Origin of the sequence: Rhodococcus aetherivorans (assembly GCF_011058165.1) — a bacterium.
Lineage (GTDB): Bacteria > Actinomycetota > Actinomycetes > Mycobacteriales > Mycobacteriaceae > Rhodococcus > Rhodococcus aetherivorans.
In genome coordinates this window covers 12788-32512 of sequence record NZ_JAALEG010000055.1, presented here as the reverse complement: position 1 = coordinate 32512, position 19725 = coordinate 12788, and the positions used below count along the sequence as shown (strand labels likewise).

The following is a 19725-nucleotide window of genomic DNA, read 5'->3' as shown; positions in this document are numbered from 1 at the left end:
TGGATCAACGTTACCGAGCGCCCGGGGCGACCCCGGCCACCGGCCCGATGTCGAACCCGGCCACCGGCCCGATCACGATGATGGCCGGCGGGCGGATCTGCTCCTCCCGGACGCGGGCGGCGACGGTCTTCAGGTCGGCGCGCAGCACCCGCTGGGTGCGCAGCGTGCCCTCCTGGATCACGGTGACCGGGGTCTGCGCGGGCCGGCCGCCCTCGAGCAGGGCGGCGGCGAACTGCTCGATCCGCTCGACCGCCATCAGCAGCACGAGCGTGCCGCGCAGGCGCGCGAGCGCACCCCAGTCGGTGAGCGAATCCGGGTGGTCGGGCGCCACGTGGCCGCTGACCACGACGAACTCGTGAGTGACGCCGCGGTGGGTGACGGGGATCCCGGCCGCGGACGGCACCGAGATGGCGCTGGTGATGCCGGGGACGACGGTCACGGGCACTCCGGCGGCGACGCACGCCTCGAGTTCCTCGTAGCCGCGGCCGAACACGTACGGGTCGCCGCCCTTGAGCCGGACGACGAACTTTCCGGCCTTGGCGCCGTCGATCAGCGCCTGGTTGATGGCCTCCTGCGCCATCGCCCGGCCGTAGGGGATCTTGGCCGCGTCGATCACCTCGACGTGCGGGCCGAGCTCGGCGAGCAGTTCCGGCGGGGCCAGCCGGTCGGCGACGACGACGTCGGCGCGACCCAGCAGGCGCCGCCCGCGGACCGTGATCAGGTCGGGATCGCCCGGGCCGCCACCGACCAGCGCGACCCCGGGGCGGGCGGGCTCGGCGTCGGCGACGACGGCACCGGACTGCAGGGCCTCGCGGATCGCGGTGCGCACGGCCGCGGAGCGGCGGTGGTCGCCGCCGGCCAGCACACCGACGGTCATCCCGTCGTAGTGGGCGGTGGCCGGGGTGACGGCCGTGCCGCGGCGGGCGTTGTCGGCCCGGACGCAGAAGATGCGGTGACGTTCGGCCTCGGCGACGATCGCGGCGTTGGTGTCCGGTTCGTCGGTGCAGGCGATGGCGTACCAGGCGCCGTCGAGATCCCCGTCACGGTAGTCGCGCAGTTCCAGGGTGACCTGCCCGGCGGTGGCCATGCCCTCGACCGCGGGCGTCGCCGCACGGGTGATCACGTGCACGTGGGCACCGGCGGCCACGAGCAGACCGAGCCGTCGCTGTGCGACGGTACCGCCCCCGACCACCACTACTCGCCGGCCCCGCAAATTGAGCCCGACCAGGTAGTTGGTCTCGTCATCGGCAGCACTGGACACCGGCACTTCCCATCTTTCGGCACTGTGCAACGCGCATCACGCTGCGGGGAACGCACAAACACTACGGGCCGGGCCGATCGCGGCGCCATCCGCCGTACGAACATCGTGAGGGACGCCGCAGGCCCGGCACGCACGGCGTCCGAAGGACTCAGCCGACGAGGAGGGACTCGCGGACCTGCCGGCGGAGCACCTTCCCGATCAGGGACCGCGGCAGGTCGTCCACCACCACCACACGCCGCGGGACCTTGTAGGCGGCCAGGCGCGAACGGCAGTGCTCCCGCGCCGCCTCGGGGTCGAAGTCGTCGCCCGAGACCAGCACCGCCGCCACCACCTCCTCGCTGCCGTCAGGGGTCGGCAGACCCACCACGGCGGCGTCGACTACTCCCGGGAACAGCCGCAGCGCCGCTTCGACCTCGGACGGCATGACGTTGAAGCCACCGGTGATGATCAGTTCCTTGATCCGGTCCACGACCGTGACGAATCCGTCGCGGTCGACCTGGACGATGTCACCGGTCCGGAACCAGCCGCCGTCGAGCAGCGCCTCCGCCGTCTGTTCGGGCTTGTTCCAGTATCCGGAGAACACCTGCGGTCCGCGGATCAGCAGCTCTCCCCGCTGCCCGGGTTCGACGTCGCGCTCAGGGTCGGCCGGATCGACCACCCGGATCTCGGTGCTCGGGAAGGGAACTCCGACCGCACCGGGCCGGCGGGCGAGTCCGATGGGATTGCCGACCGCGACCGGCGACGTCTCGGTCAGCCCGTACCCCTCGACCAGCACGCCCCCGGTGACCGCCTCCCACAGTTCCAGTGTCTCCGTCGGCAAGGGCATCGCCCCGGAAATCGACCAGCGCGCCGACGTCAGATCCACCGACCGCTCCCGGGCCGCGCGGGCGAGGCGCTCGTAGATCGGCGGCACCGCGGGCATGAACGTGGGTGGGTGCTTCTTCGCGGCGGCGAGCACCAGATCCACGTCGAACTTGGGGAACAGCACCAGACGGGCGCCGATGCTCATCGCGAAGGTCACACACAGGGTGAGCCCGTAGGCGTGGAACATCGGCAGCACCGCGTAGACGACCTCTGCGCCGTCGACCAGCCCCGGCACCCAGGCGCGGCCCTGCGCGGCGTTGGCGCCGAGGTTCGAGTGCGTGAGCATCGCGCCCTTCGGGGTGCCGGTGGTGCCGCTCGTGTACTGGACGACCGCCAGATCGCCGACGGAGGGGCGCGGATGCTCCGGGTCGAGGGGTCCGTCGGCCAGCAACCGCTGCCACGGAATCGTCCCCGGCGCCGGCCCCGTCAGCGCGTCCCGCAACGCGCGCGCTCTCGGGACGGGGAGGGTGAGCGCGAGCCGCTTGGACCACGGCATCGAACGAGTGATGTTCACCGCCACGATGTGCTCGACGGCCGTGTCCCCGGCGATCCGCTGCAGCAGCGGACAGACCTTGTCCCAGGCGACCGCCACCGTGGCGCCGTGGTCCGCGAACTGGTGGGCCATCTCCTCGCCGGTGTAGAGCGGATTGTGCTCGACCACCACGCCGCCGATCCGCAGGACCGCATAGAACGCGATCACGTGCTCCGGACAGTTCGGCAGGACGAGCGCCACCCGGTCGCCGGGGCGCACGCCGAGCCGTCGCAGCCCCTCCGCGGCACGGTGCACCCGGTCGCCGAGTTGCGAATAGGTCAGTTCCGCGCCGAAGAACTCGAGCGCCGGACGTGGCCCGAACCGAGCGACCGACGCCTCCAGCATGTCGACCAGCGAGTGCTCGGGGGGTGCGATGTCCGACGGCACCCCCTCGGCGTAGCTGTCGAGCCAGATCCGTTCCATACCGGTGCCCACAGCCCCGCCCCTCTCAGCGACTGGGATCAGGGTATCCCGCCGGGGCGCGGGCGCCACGGCGTTCCGGCGGACGGCGCGGCCCGCGAGGGCCGGACCCGGCCGAGACCCTCGCAGGCCGCATCGGAGGACGGGCGGTCAGACCGTCGCCGGCTCCGCCGGGGCGGTGGCCTCCACCGCGGAGGCGACATCGAGCTGCAGGGACTTGGTGCCCCAGCGCCAGACCTTGTCGAACAGCGCGGTGTCGTCCGAGAGCTTGACCCCGAGGGACGGCACCATCTCCTTGAGGGTGTCCTGCCACGCCGTCCACCGGTCGGGGAAGCAGCGCTCGAGGACGTCGAGCATCGCCGGAACGGCGGTCGAGGCGCCGGGGGACGCGCCGAGCAGACCGGCGATCGTGCCGTCGCCGGCATTGACCACGGCGGTGCCGAACTCGAGCACTCCACCCGCACCCTTGCGGCGGATCACCTGCACCCGCTGACCGGCGGTGATGAGCTCCCAGTCCGCCATGCGGGCCCGCGGCACGAACTCGCCGAGGGTGCCGATGCGGTCGCGCGGCGACTGCATCAGCTCACCGATCAGGTACTTGGTCAGACCCATCTCGGTGAGGCCGACGCCGATCATCGACAGCAGGTTGTTGGGCTTGACCGAGCCGGGCAGGTCGGTGAGCTTGCCGTTCTTGAGGAACTTCGGGGACCAGCCGGCGTACGGGCCGAACAGCAGGCCCTGCTTGCCGCCGATCACGCGGGTGTCGAGGTGCGGGACCGACATCGGTGGCGCACCCACGGCCGCCTTGCCGTACACCTTCGCGCTGTGCATGGCGATCAGCTCCGGGTTGGTGCAGCGCAGGAACTGGCCGGAGACGGGGAAACCGCCGAAGCCCTTGGCCTCCGCGATACCCGACTTCTGCAGCAGGTGCAGCGCTCCGCCGCCGGCACCGACGAACACGAACCGGGCATGCACCTTGCGGGCCTGGCCGGTGCGGCGGTTGCGGACCTTGACGATCCAGCTGCCGTCGGACTGCTTGTCCAGGTCGGTCACGTCGTGGCCGAAGTGCACGGTGCCGCCCGACGCGGCGACGTTGTTGAGCAGCTGCTTGGTGAGGGCACCGAAGTCGACGTCGGTGCCGTCCTGGGTCCAGTTCAGCGCGATGGGCTCGGAGAAGTCACGGCCCTGCGCCATCAGCGGCAACCGCTCGGAGAAGTACTCGGGGCTCTCCGAGTACTCCATGCCGGCGAAGAGCGGGTGCCCGGCCAGCGCGTCGTAGCGGGCACGCAGGTACTTCACGTTGTCGGCGCCGTGGACGAAGCTGACGTGCGGAACGGGATTGATGAAGTTCTTGGGATCGGTGAGGATGCCGTTGTCCACCGCGAACGCCCAGAACTGGCGCGAGACCTGGAACTGCTCGTTGACGTTGATCGCCTTGGTGATGTCCACGCCACCGCCCGGCTTGGCGGGCGTGTAGTTCAGCTCGCACAGCGCCGAGTGACCGGTGCCTGCGTTGTTCCAGGGATCGCTGCTCTCCGCCGCGGCGGCGTCGAGCCGCTCGAAGGCGGTGATGGACCAGTCGGGCTGCAGCCGGCGCAGGATTGCGCCGAGCGTCGCGCTCATGATGCCCGCACCCACGAGCACTACATCGGTCTTGGCCTCTACCACGTTCTCTGACACTGGAGGATCGACTTCCTTGTCTGTTCGCACGCGCCGTTGCGTTCCGCACTGCTCCGCGTGAGTGTCCCGTGCACGTCCGTGCTCGTCGGCCGGGTCTCGCTGCACTCGCGGATCCCGGCGACGTCGCGGCCGCGCCGACTGCGACGAACAGGTTACCCGCGCGTTGTCCGGCGTTTGTCTTCACCCAATTGTGCCCCCACGACAGGTCCGCGTAGTGACCAATACAGTGTGATCGTGACTACTTGGATGCCCGATATCCTCGGCGACGGATACGAGCAGCTCACGCTGCCTCTCGGCCCCGATCCGGACGGCGAGGGCGAGGTCACCGCCACCCTCGTCCGCTATCAGCCGTCCGTCTACCCCGGCGGCGAGTCCGCCCCGGACCGTGCCGTGATCTACGTGCACGGATTCACCGACTACTTCTTCCAGCAGCACCTCGCCGAGCACTTCGCGGCCCAGGGGTACCGCTTCTTCGCCCTGGACCTGCGCAAGTGCGGCCGCTCCCGGCAACCGGAGCAGACGCCGCACTTCGTCACCGACCTGACCTACTACGACGCCGAGCTCGAGGAGGCGCTGCGGGTCGTCCGCAGCGAGGTCGGCGGCGGCATCCTCCTCGTGGCGCATTCCACCGGCGGGCTGGTCCTGCCGCTGTGGCTCGACCGGCTGAACCGCCGGCCCGGTGGCACGGGCGGCGCCGGGATCCAGGGCCTGATCCTCAACAGCCCGTGGTTCGACCTGCAGGGGCCCTCGATCCTGCGCAGCCTCGGCACCGTCGCCGTCGACACCGTCGGCCGGGTCCGCAGCCGAGCCGTCATCCCGGGGCAGAGCCTGGACACCTACGGGATGAGCCTGCACAGGAACGCCAACGGCCAGTGGGAGTACGACCTGGACTGGAAGCCGCTGGCCGGGTTCCCCGTCACGTTCGGCTGGCTCCGCGCGGTCCGTCGCGGCCACGCGCGGCTGCACCGCGGCCTCGACGTCGGGGTCCCGTCGCTGATCCTGCGGTCGAAGGACACGCGCTGGGCCCCGGCGTACGACCCCGCGGTGGACACCGCCGACGCGGTCCTCGACGTCAAGCAGATCGCCCGCTGGGCCGGGTGCCTGGGCGACCGCACGACGATCGTCCCGATCACCGGTGCCCGCCACGATGTGTTCCTCTCCACACCGGAGGTCCTCGAGGTGGCATTCCGGGAATTGGATCTGTGGCTGGACTGGTTGGACGGTCACAGCAGAACCCTGTGACCGTCCGCGCGAACCTGACTACGGGAGAACAGTGAGCCACTACGACCTGGCCATCATCGGCACCGGATCCGGAAACTCGATCGTCGACGAGCGATACGACGGCAAGAAGGTGGCCATCCTCGAGCAGGGCACCTTCGGCGGCACCTGCCTCAACGTCGGCTGCATCCCCACCAAGATGTACGTCTACGCGGCGGAGGTCGCGCAGACCGTGCGCAAGGCCGCGAAGTACGGGGTGGACGCGACGGTCGACGGGGTCCGGTGGAACGACATCGTCGACCGCGTGTTCGGCCGGATCGACCCGATCGCGGCAGGCGGAGAGCGCTACCGCACGGAGGACTGCGCGAACGTCACCGTCCACCGCGGGCACGCCCGGTTCGTCGGCGAGCGCACCCTCGACACCGGCACCGGGGAGATCATCACCGCCGACCAGGTCGTCGTCGCGGCGGGCGCGCGGCCCGTGATCCCGCAGGAGGTACTCGACGGCGGGGTGCGTTACTACACCAACGACGACATCATGCGGCTGCCGAAGCTGCCCGAGTCGCTCGTGATCCTCGGCTCCGGGTTCATCGCGATGGAGTTCGCCCACGTCTTCTCCGCCCTCGGCACCCGGGTGTCGGTGCTGGCCCGCACCGGTCGGCTGCTGCGGCACCTCGACCACGACCTCGCCGAGCACTTCACCGGTCTGGCCACCGACCGGTGGGACGTGCACCTGTCCAACCCCGCGACCGCCTTCCGCGCCGTCGGCGACGGCGTCGAGGTGGACCTGGCCGACGGCACCACCGTCAGCGGCGACGCGCTGCTCGTCGCGGTGGGACGCACGCCCAACGGGGACGCACTGGACGCCGCCGCCGGCGGGATCGCGCTGCACGAGGACGGCCGGATCGTCGTGGACGAGTTCCAGCGGACCACCGCGCGCGGGGTCTTCGCGCTCGGTGACGTCTCGTCGTCGCACCAGCTCAAGCACGTCGCGAACCACGAGGCCCGGGTCGTGCAGCACAACCTGCTCCACGACGCGTGGGGCGGGGACACCTCCGCGCTGCGCCGCTCGGACCACCGTTTCGTGCCGTCCGCGGTGTTCACCGACCCGCAGATCGCGACGGTCGGGCTGACCGAGGAGCAGGCCCGCGCCCAGGGCTACGACGTCGCGGTGAAGATCCAGTACTACGGCGACGTCGCCTACGGCTGGGCGATGGAGGACACCGAGGGCTTCTGCAAGGTGATCGCCGACCGCGCCACGGGCAAGCTGCTCGGCGCGCACATCCTGGGCGCCCAGGCGTCGTCGGTGATCCAGCCGCTGATCCAGGCGATGAGCTTCGGTCTCACCGCGCGGGAGACGGCCACCGGCCAGTACTGGATCCACCCGGCCCTGCCGGAACTGGTCGAGAACGCGCTGCTGGGTCTGTAGGCCGCGTGCGTCCTTCGGGCGGTTCCGGCCTCCCGAAGGACACACCGGCGGCGAAGCCGCCCGCTGCTACCAGCTGCCGGTGCGCAGGGCGATCGCGCTGGCCAGCTCCGCCGGCGCCTCGGCCGGGATGTTGCCCACCCCGCTCAGCTCGACGACGCGGAACTCCGACAGGACGTACCGCATCGAGGCGTCGGCCTCCGCGCGCCGCGCCGCGCTGCCCACGAGCACGGTGGTGGGCACCTCGGCGGGGGCGGCGTTCGCGTCCCGCACGACGCCCTCGGCGTCCGGCACCGCCGGATGGCCCCGGTCGGCGACGACGAGGCTGGCGAACCGGCCGAACCGGCCCGACGCGACGGCCCACGCCAGCTCCGCCCCGGCGCCGCTGCCGACGAGGTGCACCCACGGCAGCTTCAGGGCGTCGAGCAGGGCGTGCACGCCCGCGACGTCGAGACCCTCGATGGTCTCGGGCACGAACGTGCGTAGATCCGAATGGTGCAGCCGCTCGCACACCGCGTCGTAGACGTCGGCGGATTCCCCGGCGCCGGGCAGCAACAGCACCGCGTGCCGGCTCTCGGGGCCGTCGATGCGAACGGTGAAGGTGCCGGCCGGGATCGCCACGTCAGTCGGTTCCATGCCGAAGCACGGTACGCGACACGGCGCCGCCGCCGGCACCCGGCCGAGTCACGGCAGCGTGAGGATTTCCGCCCCGGTGTCGGTGACCACGATGGTGTGCTCGAACTGGGCGGTCCACTTGCGGTCCTTGGTGACCACGGTCCAGCCGTCGTCCCAGATCTCGTAGTCCACCGTGCCGAGGTTGATCATCGGCTCGATCGTGAACACCATTCCCGGTTCGAGCACGGTGTCGACGGACGGCTGGTCGTAGTGCAGGATCACCAGCCCGTTGTGGAACGTCTCGCCGATGCCGTGACCGGTGAAGTCGCGCACCACCCCGTACCCGAACCGGTTCGCGTAGGCCTCGATGACCCGGCCGACGACGTTGAGCGCCCGGCCCGGCTTGACGGCCTTGATCGCCCGCATCGTCGCCTCACGGGTCCGCTCGACCAGCAGGCGGTGCTCCTCGGAGACGTTCCCCGCCAGGAACGTGGCGTTGGTGTCGCCGTGCACTCCCCCGATGTAGGCGGTGACGTCGATGTTGACGATGTCCCCGTCCTCGATCACCGTCGAATCCGGAATGCCGTGGCAGATCACCTCGTTCAGCGACGTGCAGCACGACTTGGCGAAGCCCTTGTAGCCCAGCGTGGACGGGTACGCGCCGTGGTCGCACATGTACTCGTGGGCGATGCGGTCCAGCTCGTCGGTGGTCACGCCCGGCGCGACGGCCTTGCCCGCCTCGGCCAGTGCCTGCGCGGCGATGCGGCCGGCGACCCGCATCTTCTCGATGGTCTCCGGGGTCTGCACCCACGGCTCGTGACCTTCCTTCGCCGTCGGCTTCCACGCGTACTCCGGTCGCTCGATCCCGTTGGGGACGGCACGGACAGGCGAGACGGTTCCGGGGACGAGTGCGGTGCGAACAGGCATGCCCACCAGAATAGGCCCCGCGCAGCGGGGGGCGACGCGGCCCGGCGGCCGCACCGCCCCCCACCCGGGGGCTCAGCCCTGGCGCAGGATGTAGCGCTGGATCTTGCCGCTGGGCGTCTTCGGCAGCTGGGGCACGAAGTGCACGGTCCGCGGGTAGGCGTGCGCCGCGAACTTGCGCTTGACCAGCTGCTGCAGCTCCGCCTCGAGCTCGTCGGTGCCGTCGACACCGTCGCGCAGCACCACGAACGCCTCGAGCACCTCACCGCGCAGCTGATCGGGCATGCCGACGACGGCGGCCTCGACGACGTGCTCGTGCATCACCAGCACGCTCTCGACGTCGAACGGGCCGATCCGGTAGCCCGCCATGATGATCACGTCGTCGTCGCGGGCCGAGAAGTAGAAGAAGCCGTCCTCGTCGACCTGCCCGGCGTCGCCGGTGAGGTACCAGCGGCCGTCCTCCGTGAACCGCTGCGCGGTCTTCTCCGGGGCGTCCACGTAACCCGTGAACCACAGCAGGGGGCTGGCGTGGGTGTCGATCGCCACGCGCCCGGGCACGCCGGGGGCGGCGATCTCGTCGGAGTCGTCGGACAGCACGGCGCAGGACCAACCGGGCAGCGGCTTGCCCATCGACCCGGGCCGCACCTCCTCGCGCAGCCCGTCGGCCCACGCGTTGACGACGAACATGCCGTGCTCGGTCTGCCCGTAGTGGTCGCGCACCACCGCGCCGAGGGTCTGCTCCGACCACGCCACGACGTCGGGCGTGAGCGGCTCGCCGGCCGAGGACGCGCGGCGCAGCGAGATCGACTCCGGCACGGGCGCCGAGTCCGCTCGCAGGCTGCGGTAGACGGTGGGCGCGGCCGCGAAGTTGGTGACCCCGAACTTCTCCATCACCTGCCAGGTGAGGGAGGCGGAGAACCCGGCATGCAGCAGCAGGCTGCGCACCCCGGCGGCCAGCGGCGCGAGCAGCGCGTAGTACAGCCCGTAGGCCCAGCCGGGATCGGCGGCGTTCCAGAACACGTCGTCCTCACGCACGTCGAGGCCGAAGTCCAGGTAGGCGTGGAACGACGCGAGCGCCCGTACCGGCACGGGCACGCCCTTCGGAGTGCCGGTGGTGCCGGAGGTGAACAGCTGCACGAGTCCGCCGTGCCCGCCGACGGCGACCGCGGCACCGCGCGGATCGTCCGCGTCGTGCGAGGCCACCAGGTCGGCGAAGCTCACTCCGATGCCGGCGGCACCGCCCTCGGTGTGACCTGCGACGACGATCTGCCAGGGCGCGTCGGCGGGGATGTCCTCGCCGGGCGCGAGCTTGCCCACCTGGTCGGCGTCCGAGACCACCACCTTCGCGCCGCTGGCCTGCAGCCGGAAACCGATCGCCGGGGGTGCGAACGCGGTGAACAGCGGCACGTGCACGGCACCGCGGCGCCAGATGCCGAGCAGCGCCACGACCAGGTCCGCGGACTTGCCCATCAGGGTGGCGACGTGGTCGCCCGGCTCGACGCCGAGGTCGGCCAGGGCCGCGGCGAAGCGGGAGGACTGCTCGCGCAGGTAACCGAAGGTCAGATCGGTCGCGCTCAGGTCCGCCTCGACCACCGTGAACGCGACGGCGTCCGCGGGATGCCCGTCGCACAGCAGCTGTGCGGCACACGCGTCGGCGGTGTCGTAGCGGTCCAGCAGTTCCCGCACTCGTGCCTCCTGCTCGGAATGCGCACGCGCGGTGGTCTCGGTGGTCATCGAATCCGTCCTCTCGTGAAGCGCCCCGGGGTGAACGTCCCGAGGATCGATTCCTTTATGATCCAAGTCACAAGTACGTCCCGATACCCCCGGAAAGGGGTGACCGATGGCGCCGGCCGGCACCTCGCCTCTCCTTCGTCCCCGTGACAGCGACGCACTGCGCGGCGAGCTCCGCCGCACCGCGGCGGAGGCACTGATTCCCGTCGTGTTCGCCGGGGAGGTCCGCGACGGGAACCTGCACCTGACCGAGTTCTTCGGCACCCGCACGAACGGCCTCGAGGGGGTCGTGGTGCCGCCGCGGGCGGGCCTGGGTGGCCTCGTGGTGGACCGGGCCCGGCCGGCGACGGTGCCCGACTACGGCCGGTCGTCGTCGATCACCCACCACTTCGACCGGCCCGTGCTCAGCGAGGGGCTGCGGTCGATCCTCGCGGTGCCGGTGATGGTGGGAGGGGCGGCCCGCGCCGTCCTCTACGGCGCGATCCGTGAGTGCTCACCGCTCGGCGATCGCGCGGTGGGGGCGTTCGTGCAGGCGGCGCGCCGGCTCAGCAGCGAGATCGCCATCCGGGACGAGGTGGACCGGCGGCTGGCGCTGCTCGGCTCCCTCGATCGGCCGTCCGAGAACCCGGTCGCGGCGGCCCAGATCCGGGACGTGCACGCGGAACTGCGCGGCCTCGCCCAGTCCGTGGAGGACGCCGGCCTGCAGCGCAAGCTGCGGGCGCTGTCGGACCGGCTGGCCGGGGCGCTCGGCGGCCCGGCCCCGCAACCGACCGACGTGGTGCTCTCGCCGCGCGAGACCGACGTGCTCGCGCACGTGGCACTGGGATGCACCAATGCCGAGATCGCCGACCGGCTGTCGGTCGGCCCGGAGACGGTCAAGAGCTACCTGCGCAGCGCGATGGGCAAGCTCGACGCCCACACCCGGCACGAGGCGGTGGTGTCCGCGCGGCGCCTGGGTCTGCTGCCCTGAGCGACCCGGCCGGTGGCTCGTCCGGGTGCCGGCCGGCAACCCCCGCCCGGGCCGGTCAGTACCCCTCCGGGAGGGCCGCGAACATGTCGCGGGTGACGGCGACGGCGTTGTCGGAGCTGCCGCCGCGCACGACGAGCGTGGCGAAGGCCAGGTCGCCGCGGTAGCCGACGAACCACGCGTGGGAGCCACCCTCGACCTCGGCCTCACCCGTCTTGCCGTACACCTCGCCCTGATCGCGGATGCGGTCGGCGGTGCCGCTGGTGATCACCAGCCGCATCATGCCGCGCAGGCCGTCGATCATCTCCGGGGTGACGGGCGGCCGGTCGCCGGTGACGGCGGTCTCGCGTCCCTGCAACAGGTAGGGCACGGGTGCGCTGCCGTGCGCGACGGTCGCGGCGGCCAGGGCCATCCCGAGCGGGCTGACGACGACCTTGCCCTGACCGAAGCCGTCCTCGGCGCGCTGGACCAGGTCCTCGGCCGGCGGCACCGACCCGGAGAACGTGGGCATGCCCACCACCTCGTACTCGGGTCCGATGCCGAACTGCGCGGCCGCGACGGTGAGGGCGTCGGGCGCCATCTCGGAGGCGAGTTTGGCGAACGAGGTGTTGCACGAGCGCGCGAACGCCGTCGCCATCGGCACGGTGCCGACCGAGAATTCGTTGTAGTTGGGGACGCTGCGCTCGCCGATCGTGATCCGTCCCGGGCAGGCCACCATGGTGCCGGGCGTGGCGAGACCGCTGGAGATGGCGGCGCCCGAGGTGATGATCTTGAAGGTGGAGCCGGGAGGGTACTGCCCCGCCAGCGCGACCGGTCCGTCGCGGTCGGCCGCCTTGTTCTGGGCGACGGCGAGGACCGCGCCGGTGGACGCCTCGATCACCACCATCATCGCCTGTTCCGCGCGGGCGTCGACGGCGGCCTGCGCCGCCACCTGGATGGGACGGTCCAGGCTGATGGAGAACGACGGCGCCGGCTCGGGCGGGGTCTCGGTGAGCACACCGGTGTCGACGCCGTTCTGGTTGACGGCGACCACGCTCCACCCGGCCTTACCGTCCACCTCGTCGATCACGGTCTTCTTGATCTGGCCGACCAGATCGGGGGCGAAGCTGCGGTCGGTGGAGACGAGGTCGGCCTGCTCGGTGATCGTGACGCCGGGAATCGCCGCGAGGGTGCCGGCGACGCGTTCGTAGTCCTCCTCACGCAGCCGCACTACCGAGTGGGCGCCCTCGGCGGCGGTCGCGGTCTCGGCGATCGACTGCGCGGTCAGCGACGGGTCGAACTGTGTCAGCGCCGCCGACAACGCCCGCGCCGCACCCCGGACGTCGCCGGCCGCCGTGGCGTCGAAACCGACACCGTAGACGATGCCCGGAACGAGCACATCCGAGCCGGAATGCTCGTTGACGCGCGCGCGGGGGGCGGGATTGGTCCGCAGCTGCATCCGCTGCCGATCGCCGAGTTGGGGATGCAGGTTCGACCGGGTCCAGCGGACCACCCAGTCGTTCCCGCTGCGGCCCATGTTCATCTCGCCGGAGTACCGCCACACGCGCTCACCGGGCAGGCCCCATTCGTAGACGTAGGTGACCGTCGCGGTGTCCCCGTCGATCCGCACGCCGTCGGTGTCCACCGCCAGCGTCTCCGCCTGTAGTCCGGCCCACGTCTCCGCCAGCGCCTCCTCGGCCGGCTCGGGACGGTCGGTCAGGGCGGCGGCCGCAGCGAAGTCCCGGTCGGCGAAGTCGGTGAGGAACTCCTGTGCGGCGGGCTCGGGTCCGGCCGGCTTCGGGGTACACGCGACGACACCGCCGGCCAGCGCGACGGCGGCCACCAGGACCGCCCCGCGCCGCAGCAGTCGACGCGGTGCCGGGACGAGCGGGGCCGAGACGCGGGCGGATCGAGTTCTCATCGCCGTCATCGTAGGACCGGCGGCCACGCGGATCGGGGAGGCGACACGGGCCGGGCGGAGCGGCCCCTCAGTCCAGCAGCACGGTGCAGAACGTCGCGACCTGACGGAAACCGATGCGGGCGTAGGCCGCGCGGGCCCGGTGGTTGAAGCTGTTGACGTACAGGCTCGGCAGCCGGCCGCCGGCGGTGACGGCGGCGGCGACGGCCGCGGTGCCGGTCGAGCCGAGGCCGGCGTCGCGCCTGCCGGGATCCACCCACACGCCCTGGATCTGCCCCACCGACGAGGACTGGGAGCCGATCTCGGCCTTGAACACGACCCGGCCGTGCTCGAAGCGGGCCCACGCCCGTCCGGTGGCGATCAGGCTCTGCACCCGGCGGCGGTAGCCCGAGCCCCCGTCGCCCGCGCACGGGTCGACGCCGACCTCCTCACGGAACATCGCGATCGCGGCCGGCATGTAGGCGTCGATCTCCTCCGGCCGCACGCGGCGCACCAGCGGGTCGGGGACGACGCACGGTTCCCGGTCGAGTACCAGCAGCGGCTGCTCGGCCCGCACCTCGCGCGCGGGACCCCATTCCGGCTGGAGGACCTCCCACATCGGCAACGCGAGTTCGGCCCGGCCGACGAGCGACGAGCACAGGCGGGGGCCGCGGGCGGCGCGGTCCGCGAAGGCGTGCAGATCGTCGCGGTCGCCGAGCAGCGGAACGAGGTTCGCCCCCGAGAAGCACAACGAGTCGTCGGGCCCGCCCCGGCTCCACATGTCGCCGCCGACGGCGCGGGAATCGAGGCCGTACTCCTCGATCCGGCCGGCCACCATGCACGCCGCCACCGGATCGCGGGCCAGCACCCGCAACACGTGTGCGGTGTCACGGCCACCGAGAGACCGGACTCCCAGAAGCTTGAGCACGTCCCACCACCTGTCGACTGCGGATACGCAATCAGACTGCCAGAAGCCGGGGCCGCGCGGGAGTCCTGCGCCCGCCGAACCGGTTCAGCCGACGGAGACCACCGGGTTTCCGGTGCCGGCGTCACCCTCCATCTCCTCGGCGATGCGCATGGCCTCCTCGATCAGCGTCTCGACGATCTGGGCCTCGGGGACGGTCTTGACGACCTTGCCCTTGACGAAGATCTGGCCCTTGCCGTTGCCGGAGGCGACACCGAGGTCGGCCTCGCGGGCCTCACCGGGGCCGTTGACGACGCACCCCATGACCGCGACCCGCAGGGGCACCTCCATGCCCTCGAGGCCGGCGGTGACCTCGTTGGCCAAGGTGTACACGTCGACCTGCGCCCGGCCGCACGACGGGCACGAGACGATCTCGAGCTTGCGGGGCCGCAGGTTCAGCGACTGCAGGATCTGGGTGCCGACCTTGATCTCCTCGGCCGGCGGCGCCGACAGCGACACCCGGATGGTGTCGCCGATGCCCTCGCTCAGCAGCGCACCGAACGCGACGGCCGACTTGATCGTGCCCTGGAAGGCGGGCCCGGCCTCGGTCACGCCCAGGTGCAGCGGGTAGTCGCACTGCGCGGCGAGCTGGCGGTAGGCCTCGACCATCACGACCGGGTCGTTGTGCTTGACCGAGATCTTGATGTCGCCGAAGCCGTGCTCCTCGAACAGGCTCGCCTCCCACAGCGCGGACTCGACGAGCGCTTCCGGCGTGGCCTTGCCGTACTTGCTCAGGATGCGCGGATCCAGCGAGCCGGCATTGACGCCGATACGGATCGGGATGCCTGCCTCGCCGGCCGCCTTGGCGACCTCCTTGACGCGGCCGTCGAACTCCTTGATGTTGCCGGGGTTGACGCGCACGGCGGCGCACCCGGCATCGATGGCGGCGAAGATGTAGCGCGGCTGGAAGTGGATGTCCGCGATGACCGGGATCTGGCTCTTCTTCGCGATCGCGGCGAGCGCGTCGGCGTCCTCCTGCCGCGGGCACGCGACGCGGACGATGTCGCAGCCGGACGCGGTGAGCTCGGCGATCTGCTGCAACGTCGCGTTGATGTCGTGCGTCTTGGTGGTGCACATCGACTGCACCGACACCGGGTGGTCGCTGCCCACGCCGACGTCGCCGACCATCAGCTGACGGGTCTTGCGCCGGGGCGCAAGGACGGCGGGGACTTCGGGCATGCCCAAACCGACGGGGCTGGTCACGTTTCGCCTTCTTTCGTAGCTACGCGGCAATTCTAGCGATGCGGGTCAGAACAGCTGGATGGGGTTGACGATGTCCGCGGTGAGTGTCAACAGCATGAACGCGCCGCCGATGAGGACGAACACGTAGGTGACGGGCAGCAGCTTCGTGTAGTCGACCGGACCCCCGACCGGCAGCCCGCGCAGCCCCCGGATCCAGTTGCGGACCTTCTCGTACGCGACCACGGCGATGTGGCCGCCGTCGAGCGGCAGCAGCGGGAGCAGGTTGAACATGCCCAGGAAGAAGTTGAGCTGCGCGAGCAGCAGGACGAACATCTGCCAGATGCCCCGCTCGGCGACCTGCCCGCCGATGACGGACGCGCCGACGACGCTGATCGGGGTGTCGGGATCGCGTTCGCCGCCCGTCACCGACTCCCACAGCGCCCCCACCTTGCTCGGCAGGTCGGCGAGGGCCTGCGCGGTCAGGACGAACATGTCACCGGTGAACCGCAGCGTGCCACCCACCGCGGTGAACGCGGTGTACTCGGTGACGGACGGCGGTGCAGCGACGCCGATTGCGCTGACGGTCTCCGAGGTGATCTCGCCCGTCTCGGGATCCTGCACCCACCGCTGGGCGGACTCGACCGGCACCGGGATCGTCAGCGTGCGGTCGTCGCGTTCGACGACGAAATCCACCGTCCCGGTCGCGGCGCGGGTGGCCTCGACCAGGTCCCCGAACGTCGCTACCTCGGTGCCGCCGACGGAGACCACGACGTCCCCGACCTCGAGGCCCGCGGCCGCGGCGGGACCCGGCCCGCTGCACGGCGCCAGCTCGTAGCCCCCGGCCTCACCGGCCTGAGTCGGTGCGACGCACGAGAGCTCCCCGATCTCCGCCGGGGTCTCCCCCAGACGGGGCAGACCCCACGCCACGGCGAGCCCGAAGATCAGCACCATGCCGAGGACGAAGTTCATCGCGATGCCGCCGGACATCACCACGACGCGCTTCCACGCCTTCTGCTTGTACATGGCGCGCTCGTGCTCGTCGGGGGCCAGTTCGTCGAGCGCCGTCATGCCCGCGATGTCGCAGAAGCCGCCCGCAGGGATCGCCTTGAGGCCGTACTCGGTCTCGCCGCGACGGAACGAGTACAGCCGCGGCCCGAACCCGATGTAATAGCGCCGCACCTTCATCCCGAGGCGCTGCGCGGTCCACATGTGCCCGGCCTCGTGCAGGGCGATGGATACGGCGATGCCGAGGGCGAACAGCACGACGCCCAGAACGAACATCATCGGTGGCCGGTCCTCCTACTTCACGAGCGCGCGGGCTCGGTCCCGAGCCCAGCCGTCGGCGGCGAGCACATCTTCCACGGTAGCGGGTGCCGCGGACCAGTCGTCGGCGTCGGACAGGACCGCCGCCACCGTGCGCACGATCCCCGGGAACGGCAGGGCGCCGGCGAGGAAGGCCTCCGCGGCCACCTCGTTGGCGGCGTTGTACACCGCGGTCAGGCATCCGCCGCCCACCCCGGCGGCCCGCGCCAGTTCGATCGCGGGGAACACCTCGTGCGCCACCGGTTCGAACTCCCAGGTCGAGGCGGTCGCGAAGTCGAGGGCCGGCGCCGCGTCCGCGATCCGGTGCGGCCAGCCCAGCGCGAGTGCGATGGGCAGCTTCATCGACGGCGGTGACGCCTGGGCCAGGGTGGAGCCGTCGGTGAAGGTGACCATCGAGTGCACGATCGACTGCGGGTGCACGGTGACGTCGATCCGGTCGTAACCGATGCCGAACAGCAGGTGCGTCTCGATCAGCTCCAGGCCCTTGTTCACCAGCGTCGCCGAGTTCAGGGTGTTCATCGGGCCCATCGACCAGGTGGGATGGGCGCCGGCCTGCTCGGGGGTGACCGACTCGAGCCGCTCGGCCGGCCAACCGCGGAACGGCCCGCCCGAGGCCGTGAGCACGAGCCGGGCCACCTCGTCGGGGCTGCCGCCGCGCAGGCACTGGGCCAGCGCCGAGTGCTCCGAGTCGACGGGCACGATCTGGCCCGGGGCCGCGGCCGCGGTGACCAGCGCGCCGCCGGCGACGAGCGATTCCTTGTTGGCCAGCGCCAGGCGCGCGCCCGTCGCCAGTGCGGCCAGCGTCGGCTCCAGGCCGAGGGACCCGACGAGGGCGTTGAGCACCACGTCGGCCTCGACGTCGCGCACCAGCCGCGTGACCGCGTCGGGCCCGCTGCGCACCTGCAGACCCGGGACGTCGAGCCGCGCGGCGGCCTGCGCGTTCGCGACGGCCACCTCGGCGACACCGGTGACGCGGATCTGCGCGGCGAGCAGATCGATGTTGCCGCCACCGGCGGCGAGACCGACCACCTCGAACCGGTCGGGGTTGGCGGCGATCACCTCGAGGGCCTGGGTGCCGATGGAGCCGGTGCTGCCGAGCAGCAGGACACGGGTGCGGGAGCTGGGTTGCGAGTCGACCACGCCGACATTGTCCCCGACCGTCCTGAGGGGATGCTGAATCACCCGTCCGGCGCGCGCGAGAGCGCCCCCACTTCGTACGACGGACGGTCGTATGTCACGATTGGCCCAACAGCGAAGATCTTTGCGAGCAGGAGGACAAGCGGTGGCCGGTACCGAGTTGAAGACCACTGGCGTCGACACGGCCGAGGTGCCGTCGGCGGAGTGGGGTTGGAGTGGCGAAGCCCCCCGCCTGTTCCGCGTCATGGGCTGGCTCGTCGCACTGTTCCTGCTGGCGATGATCATCGGCAACCACAACGGCAACGTCGAGAACTGGTTCCTGATCGGCTTCGCCGCGGCGCTGGTCGCCATCCTGGTGCGCGACATCGTCCAGCGGCGGCGCCGGCGGTAGCCGCACCCCCGCAGCAGCGTCGAAGGGCCCGCCCGGTTCGTCCGGACGGGCCCTTCGCGTCCCGGGGGGTGGCGCTCAGTTCTCGGCGGCGAGCTGACCGCACGCGGCCGCGATCTCCTGCCCCCGGGTGTCCCGCACGGTGCACGAGACCCCCTGCGCCTGGACGCGACGGACGAATTCGCGCTCGACCGGCTTCGGGCTGGCGTCCCATTCGCTGCCCGGCGTCGGATTGAGCGGGATCAGGTTCACGTGCACCAGCGGGCCGAGCGCCTTGTGCAGCTTCTTGCCCAGCATGTCCGCCCGCCACGGCTGGTCGTTGACGTCGCGGATCAGGGCGTACTCGACGGAGACGCGGCGACCGGTCCGGTCGGCGTAGTAGCGCGCGGCGTCGAGCACCTCGGCGACGGGCCAGCGGTTGTTGACCGGCACCAGCGTGTCGCGCAGTTCGTCGTCCGGGGTGTGCAGCGACACGGCGAGCGTCACGCTCAGACCCTCGTCGGCCAGCCGGCGGATGGCCGGAGCGAGGCCGACGGTGGAGACGGTGACCGACCGCTGCGACAGGCCCAGTCCCTCCGGGGGCGGCGCGGTGATGCGCCGCACGGCGGCCACCACACGCTTGTAGTTCGCCAGCGGCTCCCCCATGCCCATGAACACCACGTTGGACAGCCGGCCCGGTCCCCCGGCGACGTCACCGTCGCGCAGGGCCGCGGCGGCGGCGCGCACCTGGTCGACGATCTCGGCGGTCGACAGGTTCCGGTTCAAACCGCCCTGGCCCGTCGCGCAGAACGGGCAGGCCATACCGCAGCCGGCCTGGCTCGAGATGCACAGCGTGGCACGGTCGGGGTAGCGCATGAGCACGCTCTCCAGGAGGGTGCCGTCCCCGGCGCGCCACAGCGTCTTGCGGGTCTCGCCGCCGTCGCAGGCCACGTGCTTGACCGGGGTCAGCAACGCGGGAAAGAACGCGGCCCCGACCTGCTCGCGCACCTTCGCCGGCAGATCCGTCATCTTCTCCGGATCGGCTTCGAGGCGCCCGTAGTAGTGCCGGGCCAACTGATCGGCGCGGAAGGCCGGCAGGCCGAGTTCGCGCACGGCCTCGCGGCGCTGCTCGGCATCGAGATCGGCGAGGTGGCGCGGCGGCATGCCGCGTTTGGGCGCGTCGAAAACCAGGGGAAGAGAGGAGGGCATAATGAACCATTATCCATCAGGGCGGCAAC

Annotated in this window: 16 protein-coding genes; 4 read left to right on the top strand and 12 right to left on the bottom strand. The window is 71.5% G+C overall.

What is annotated here, in order from left to right:
* Positions 1-10: 10 nt before the first annotated feature.
* The 3 genes from cobA to mqo form a co-directional block, all read right to left on the bottom strand.
* Positions 11-1267 (bottom strand): uroporphyrinogen-III C-methyltransferase, encoded by a 1257-nt coding sequence (gene cobA, locus G6039_RS19775; protein ID WP_373566473.1) that lies wholly within the window; start codon positions 1265-1267, stop codon positions 11-13.
* A gap of 142 nt (positions 1268-1409) precedes the next feature.
* Positions 1410-3092, bottom strand: a complete 1683-nt coding sequence (locus tag G6039_RS19770) for a long-chain-fatty-acid--CoA ligase (protein ID WP_029543258.1) — start codon at positions 3090-3092, stop codon at positions 1410-1412.
* Between the two features lie 135 nt (positions 3093-3227).
* Positions 3228-4757, bottom strand: a complete 1530-nt coding sequence (mqo, locus tag G6039_RS19765; protein ID WP_072635112.1) for a malate dehydrogenase (quinone) — start codon at positions 4755-4757, stop codon at positions 3228-3230.
* 234 nt (positions 4758-4991) lie between these two features.
* Between mqo and G6039_RS19760 the strand changes: the two genes are divergently transcribed.
* Positions 4992-5999, top strand: coding sequence for an alpha/beta hydrolase (locus G6039_RS19760; protein WP_029543255.1), 1008 nt, complete (start codon positions 4992-4994; stop codon positions 5997-5999).
* A gap of 31 nt (positions 6000-6030) precedes the next feature.
* Positions 6031-7404 (top strand): mycothione reductase, encoded by a 1374-nt coding sequence (gene mtr, locus G6039_RS19755; protein ID WP_029543253.1) that lies wholly within the window; start codon positions 6031-6033, stop codon positions 7402-7404.
* 66 nt (positions 7405-7470) lie between these two features.
* Here the strand turns inward: mtr and G6039_RS19750 are convergent, their stop codons facing one another.
* From G6039_RS19750 to G6039_RS19740, 3 genes are all read right to left on the bottom strand, one after another.
* On the bottom strand, positions 7471-8037 hold the full coding sequence (locus tag G6039_RS19750) for an alpha/beta fold hydrolase (protein ID WP_029543250.1): 567 nt from the start codon (positions 8035-8037) through the stop codon (positions 7471-7473).
* A gap of 48 nt (positions 8038-8085) precedes the next feature.
* The gene (gene map / locus G6039_RS19745; protein WP_029543248.1) at positions 8086-8943 is read right to left on the bottom strand and encodes a type I methionyl aminopeptidase; all 858 of its coding nucleotides are present in this window, start codon (positions 8941-8943) and stop codon (positions 8086-8088) included.
* 72 nt (positions 8944-9015) lie between these two features.
* Positions 9016-10674 (bottom strand): AMP-binding protein, encoded by a 1659-nt coding sequence (locus G6039_RS19740; protein ID WP_006937426.1) that lies wholly within the window; start codon positions 10672-10674, stop codon positions 9016-9018.
* 106 nt (positions 10675-10780) lie between these two features.
* On the opposite strand from G6039_RS19740, the gene G6039_RS19735 reads away from it, so the two are divergent.
* The gene (locus G6039_RS19735; RefSeq protein WP_006937428.1) at positions 10781-11641 is read left to right on the top strand and encodes a helix-turn-helix transcriptional regulator; all 861 of its coding nucleotides are present in this window, start codon (positions 10781-10783) and stop codon (positions 11639-11641) included.
* 55 nt (positions 11642-11696) lie between these two features.
* On the opposite strand, the gene G6039_RS19730 is transcribed toward G6039_RS19735, so the two are convergent.
* The 5 genes from G6039_RS19730 to dxr all read right to left on the bottom strand — a co-directional run bounded on the left by G6039_RS19730 (position 11697) and on the right by dxr (position 18123).
* On the bottom strand, positions 11697-13538 hold the full coding sequence (locus tag G6039_RS19730; RefSeq protein WP_029543246.1) for a penicillin-binding transpeptidase domain-containing protein: 1842 nt from the start codon (positions 13536-13538) through the stop codon (positions 11697-11699).
* A gap of 67 nt (positions 13539-13605) precedes the next feature.
* Positions 13606-14442 carry a GNAT family N-acetyltransferase gene (locus G6039_RS19725; RefSeq protein ID WP_006937430.1) on the bottom strand — a complete coding sequence of 279 codons (837 nt, stop codon included), beginning with the start codon at positions 14440-14442 and terminating at the stop codon, positions 13606-13608.
* A gap of 84 nt (positions 14443-14526) precedes the next feature.
* Positions 14527-15681 carry a flavodoxin-dependent (E)-4-hydroxy-3-methylbut-2-enyl-diphosphate synthase gene (gene ispG, locus G6039_RS19720; protein ID WP_006937431.1) on the bottom strand — a complete coding sequence of 385 codons (1155 nt, stop codon included), beginning with the start codon at positions 15679-15681 and terminating at the stop codon, positions 14527-14529.
* Between the two features lie 45 nt (positions 15682-15726).
* A complete protein-coding gene (locus G6039_RS19715) occupies positions 15727-16944 on the bottom strand; it encodes a M50 family metallopeptidase (protein ID WP_006937432.1) in 1218 nt (405 codons plus the stop codon).
* Between the two features lie 15 nt (positions 16945-16959).
* The gene (dxr, locus tag G6039_RS19710; protein WP_006937433.1) at positions 16960-18123 is read right to left on the bottom strand and encodes a 1-deoxy-D-xylulose-5-phosphate reductoisomerase; all 1164 of its coding nucleotides are present in this window, start codon (positions 18121-18123) and stop codon (positions 16960-16962) included.
* A 142-nt stretch (positions 18124-18265) separates the two neighbouring features.
* On the opposite strand from dxr, the gene G6039_RS19705 reads away from it, so the two are divergent.
* Entirely contained in the window at positions 18266-18511 is a 246-nt protein-coding gene (locus G6039_RS19705) for a DUF2631 domain-containing protein (protein WP_006937434.1), read from the top strand.
* 75 nt (positions 18512-18586) lie between these two features.
* Here G6039_RS19705 and rlmN read toward each other — a convergent pair whose 3' ends face one another.
* Positions 18587-19696: a dual-specificity RNA methyltransferase RlmN gene (gene rlmN / locus G6039_RS19700; RefSeq protein ID WP_006937435.1), complete on the bottom strand. Its 1110-nt coding sequence runs from the start codon at positions 19694-19696 to the stop codon at positions 18587-18589.
* Between the last annotated feature and the right edge of the window lie 29 nt (positions 19697-19725).

Excerpts from the sequence above, each read along its gene's own strand:
- G6039_RS19735 (WP_006937428.1), top strand. The coding sequence starts at position 10,781 with ATGGCGCCGGCCGGCACCTCGCCTCTCCTTCGTCCCCGTGACAGCGAC.
- map (WP_029543248.1), bottom strand. The coding sequence starts at position 8,943 with ATGCCTGTTCGCACCGCACTCGTCCCCGGAACCGTCTCGCCTGTCCGT.
- G6039_RS19730 (WP_029543246.1), bottom strand. The coding sequence starts at position 13,538 with ATGAGAACTCGATCCGCCCGCGTCTCGGCCCCGCTCGTCCCGGCACCG.
- G6039_RS19740 (WP_006937426.1), bottom strand. The coding sequence starts at position 10,674 with ATGACCACCGAGACCACCGCGCGTGCGCATTCCGAGCAGGAGGCACGA.
- G6039_RS19715 (WP_006937432.1), bottom strand. The coding sequence starts at position 16,944 with ATGATGTTCGTTCTGGGCGTCGTGCTGTTCGCCCTCGGCATCGCCGTA.
- G6039_RS19750 (WP_029543250.1), bottom strand. The coding sequence starts at position 8,037 with ATGGAACCGACTGACGTGGCGATCCCGGCCGGCACCTTCACCGTTCGC.
- rlmN (WP_006937435.1), bottom strand. The coding sequence starts at position 19,696 with ATGCCCTCCTCTCTTCCCCTGGTTTTCGACGCGCCCAAACGCGGCATG.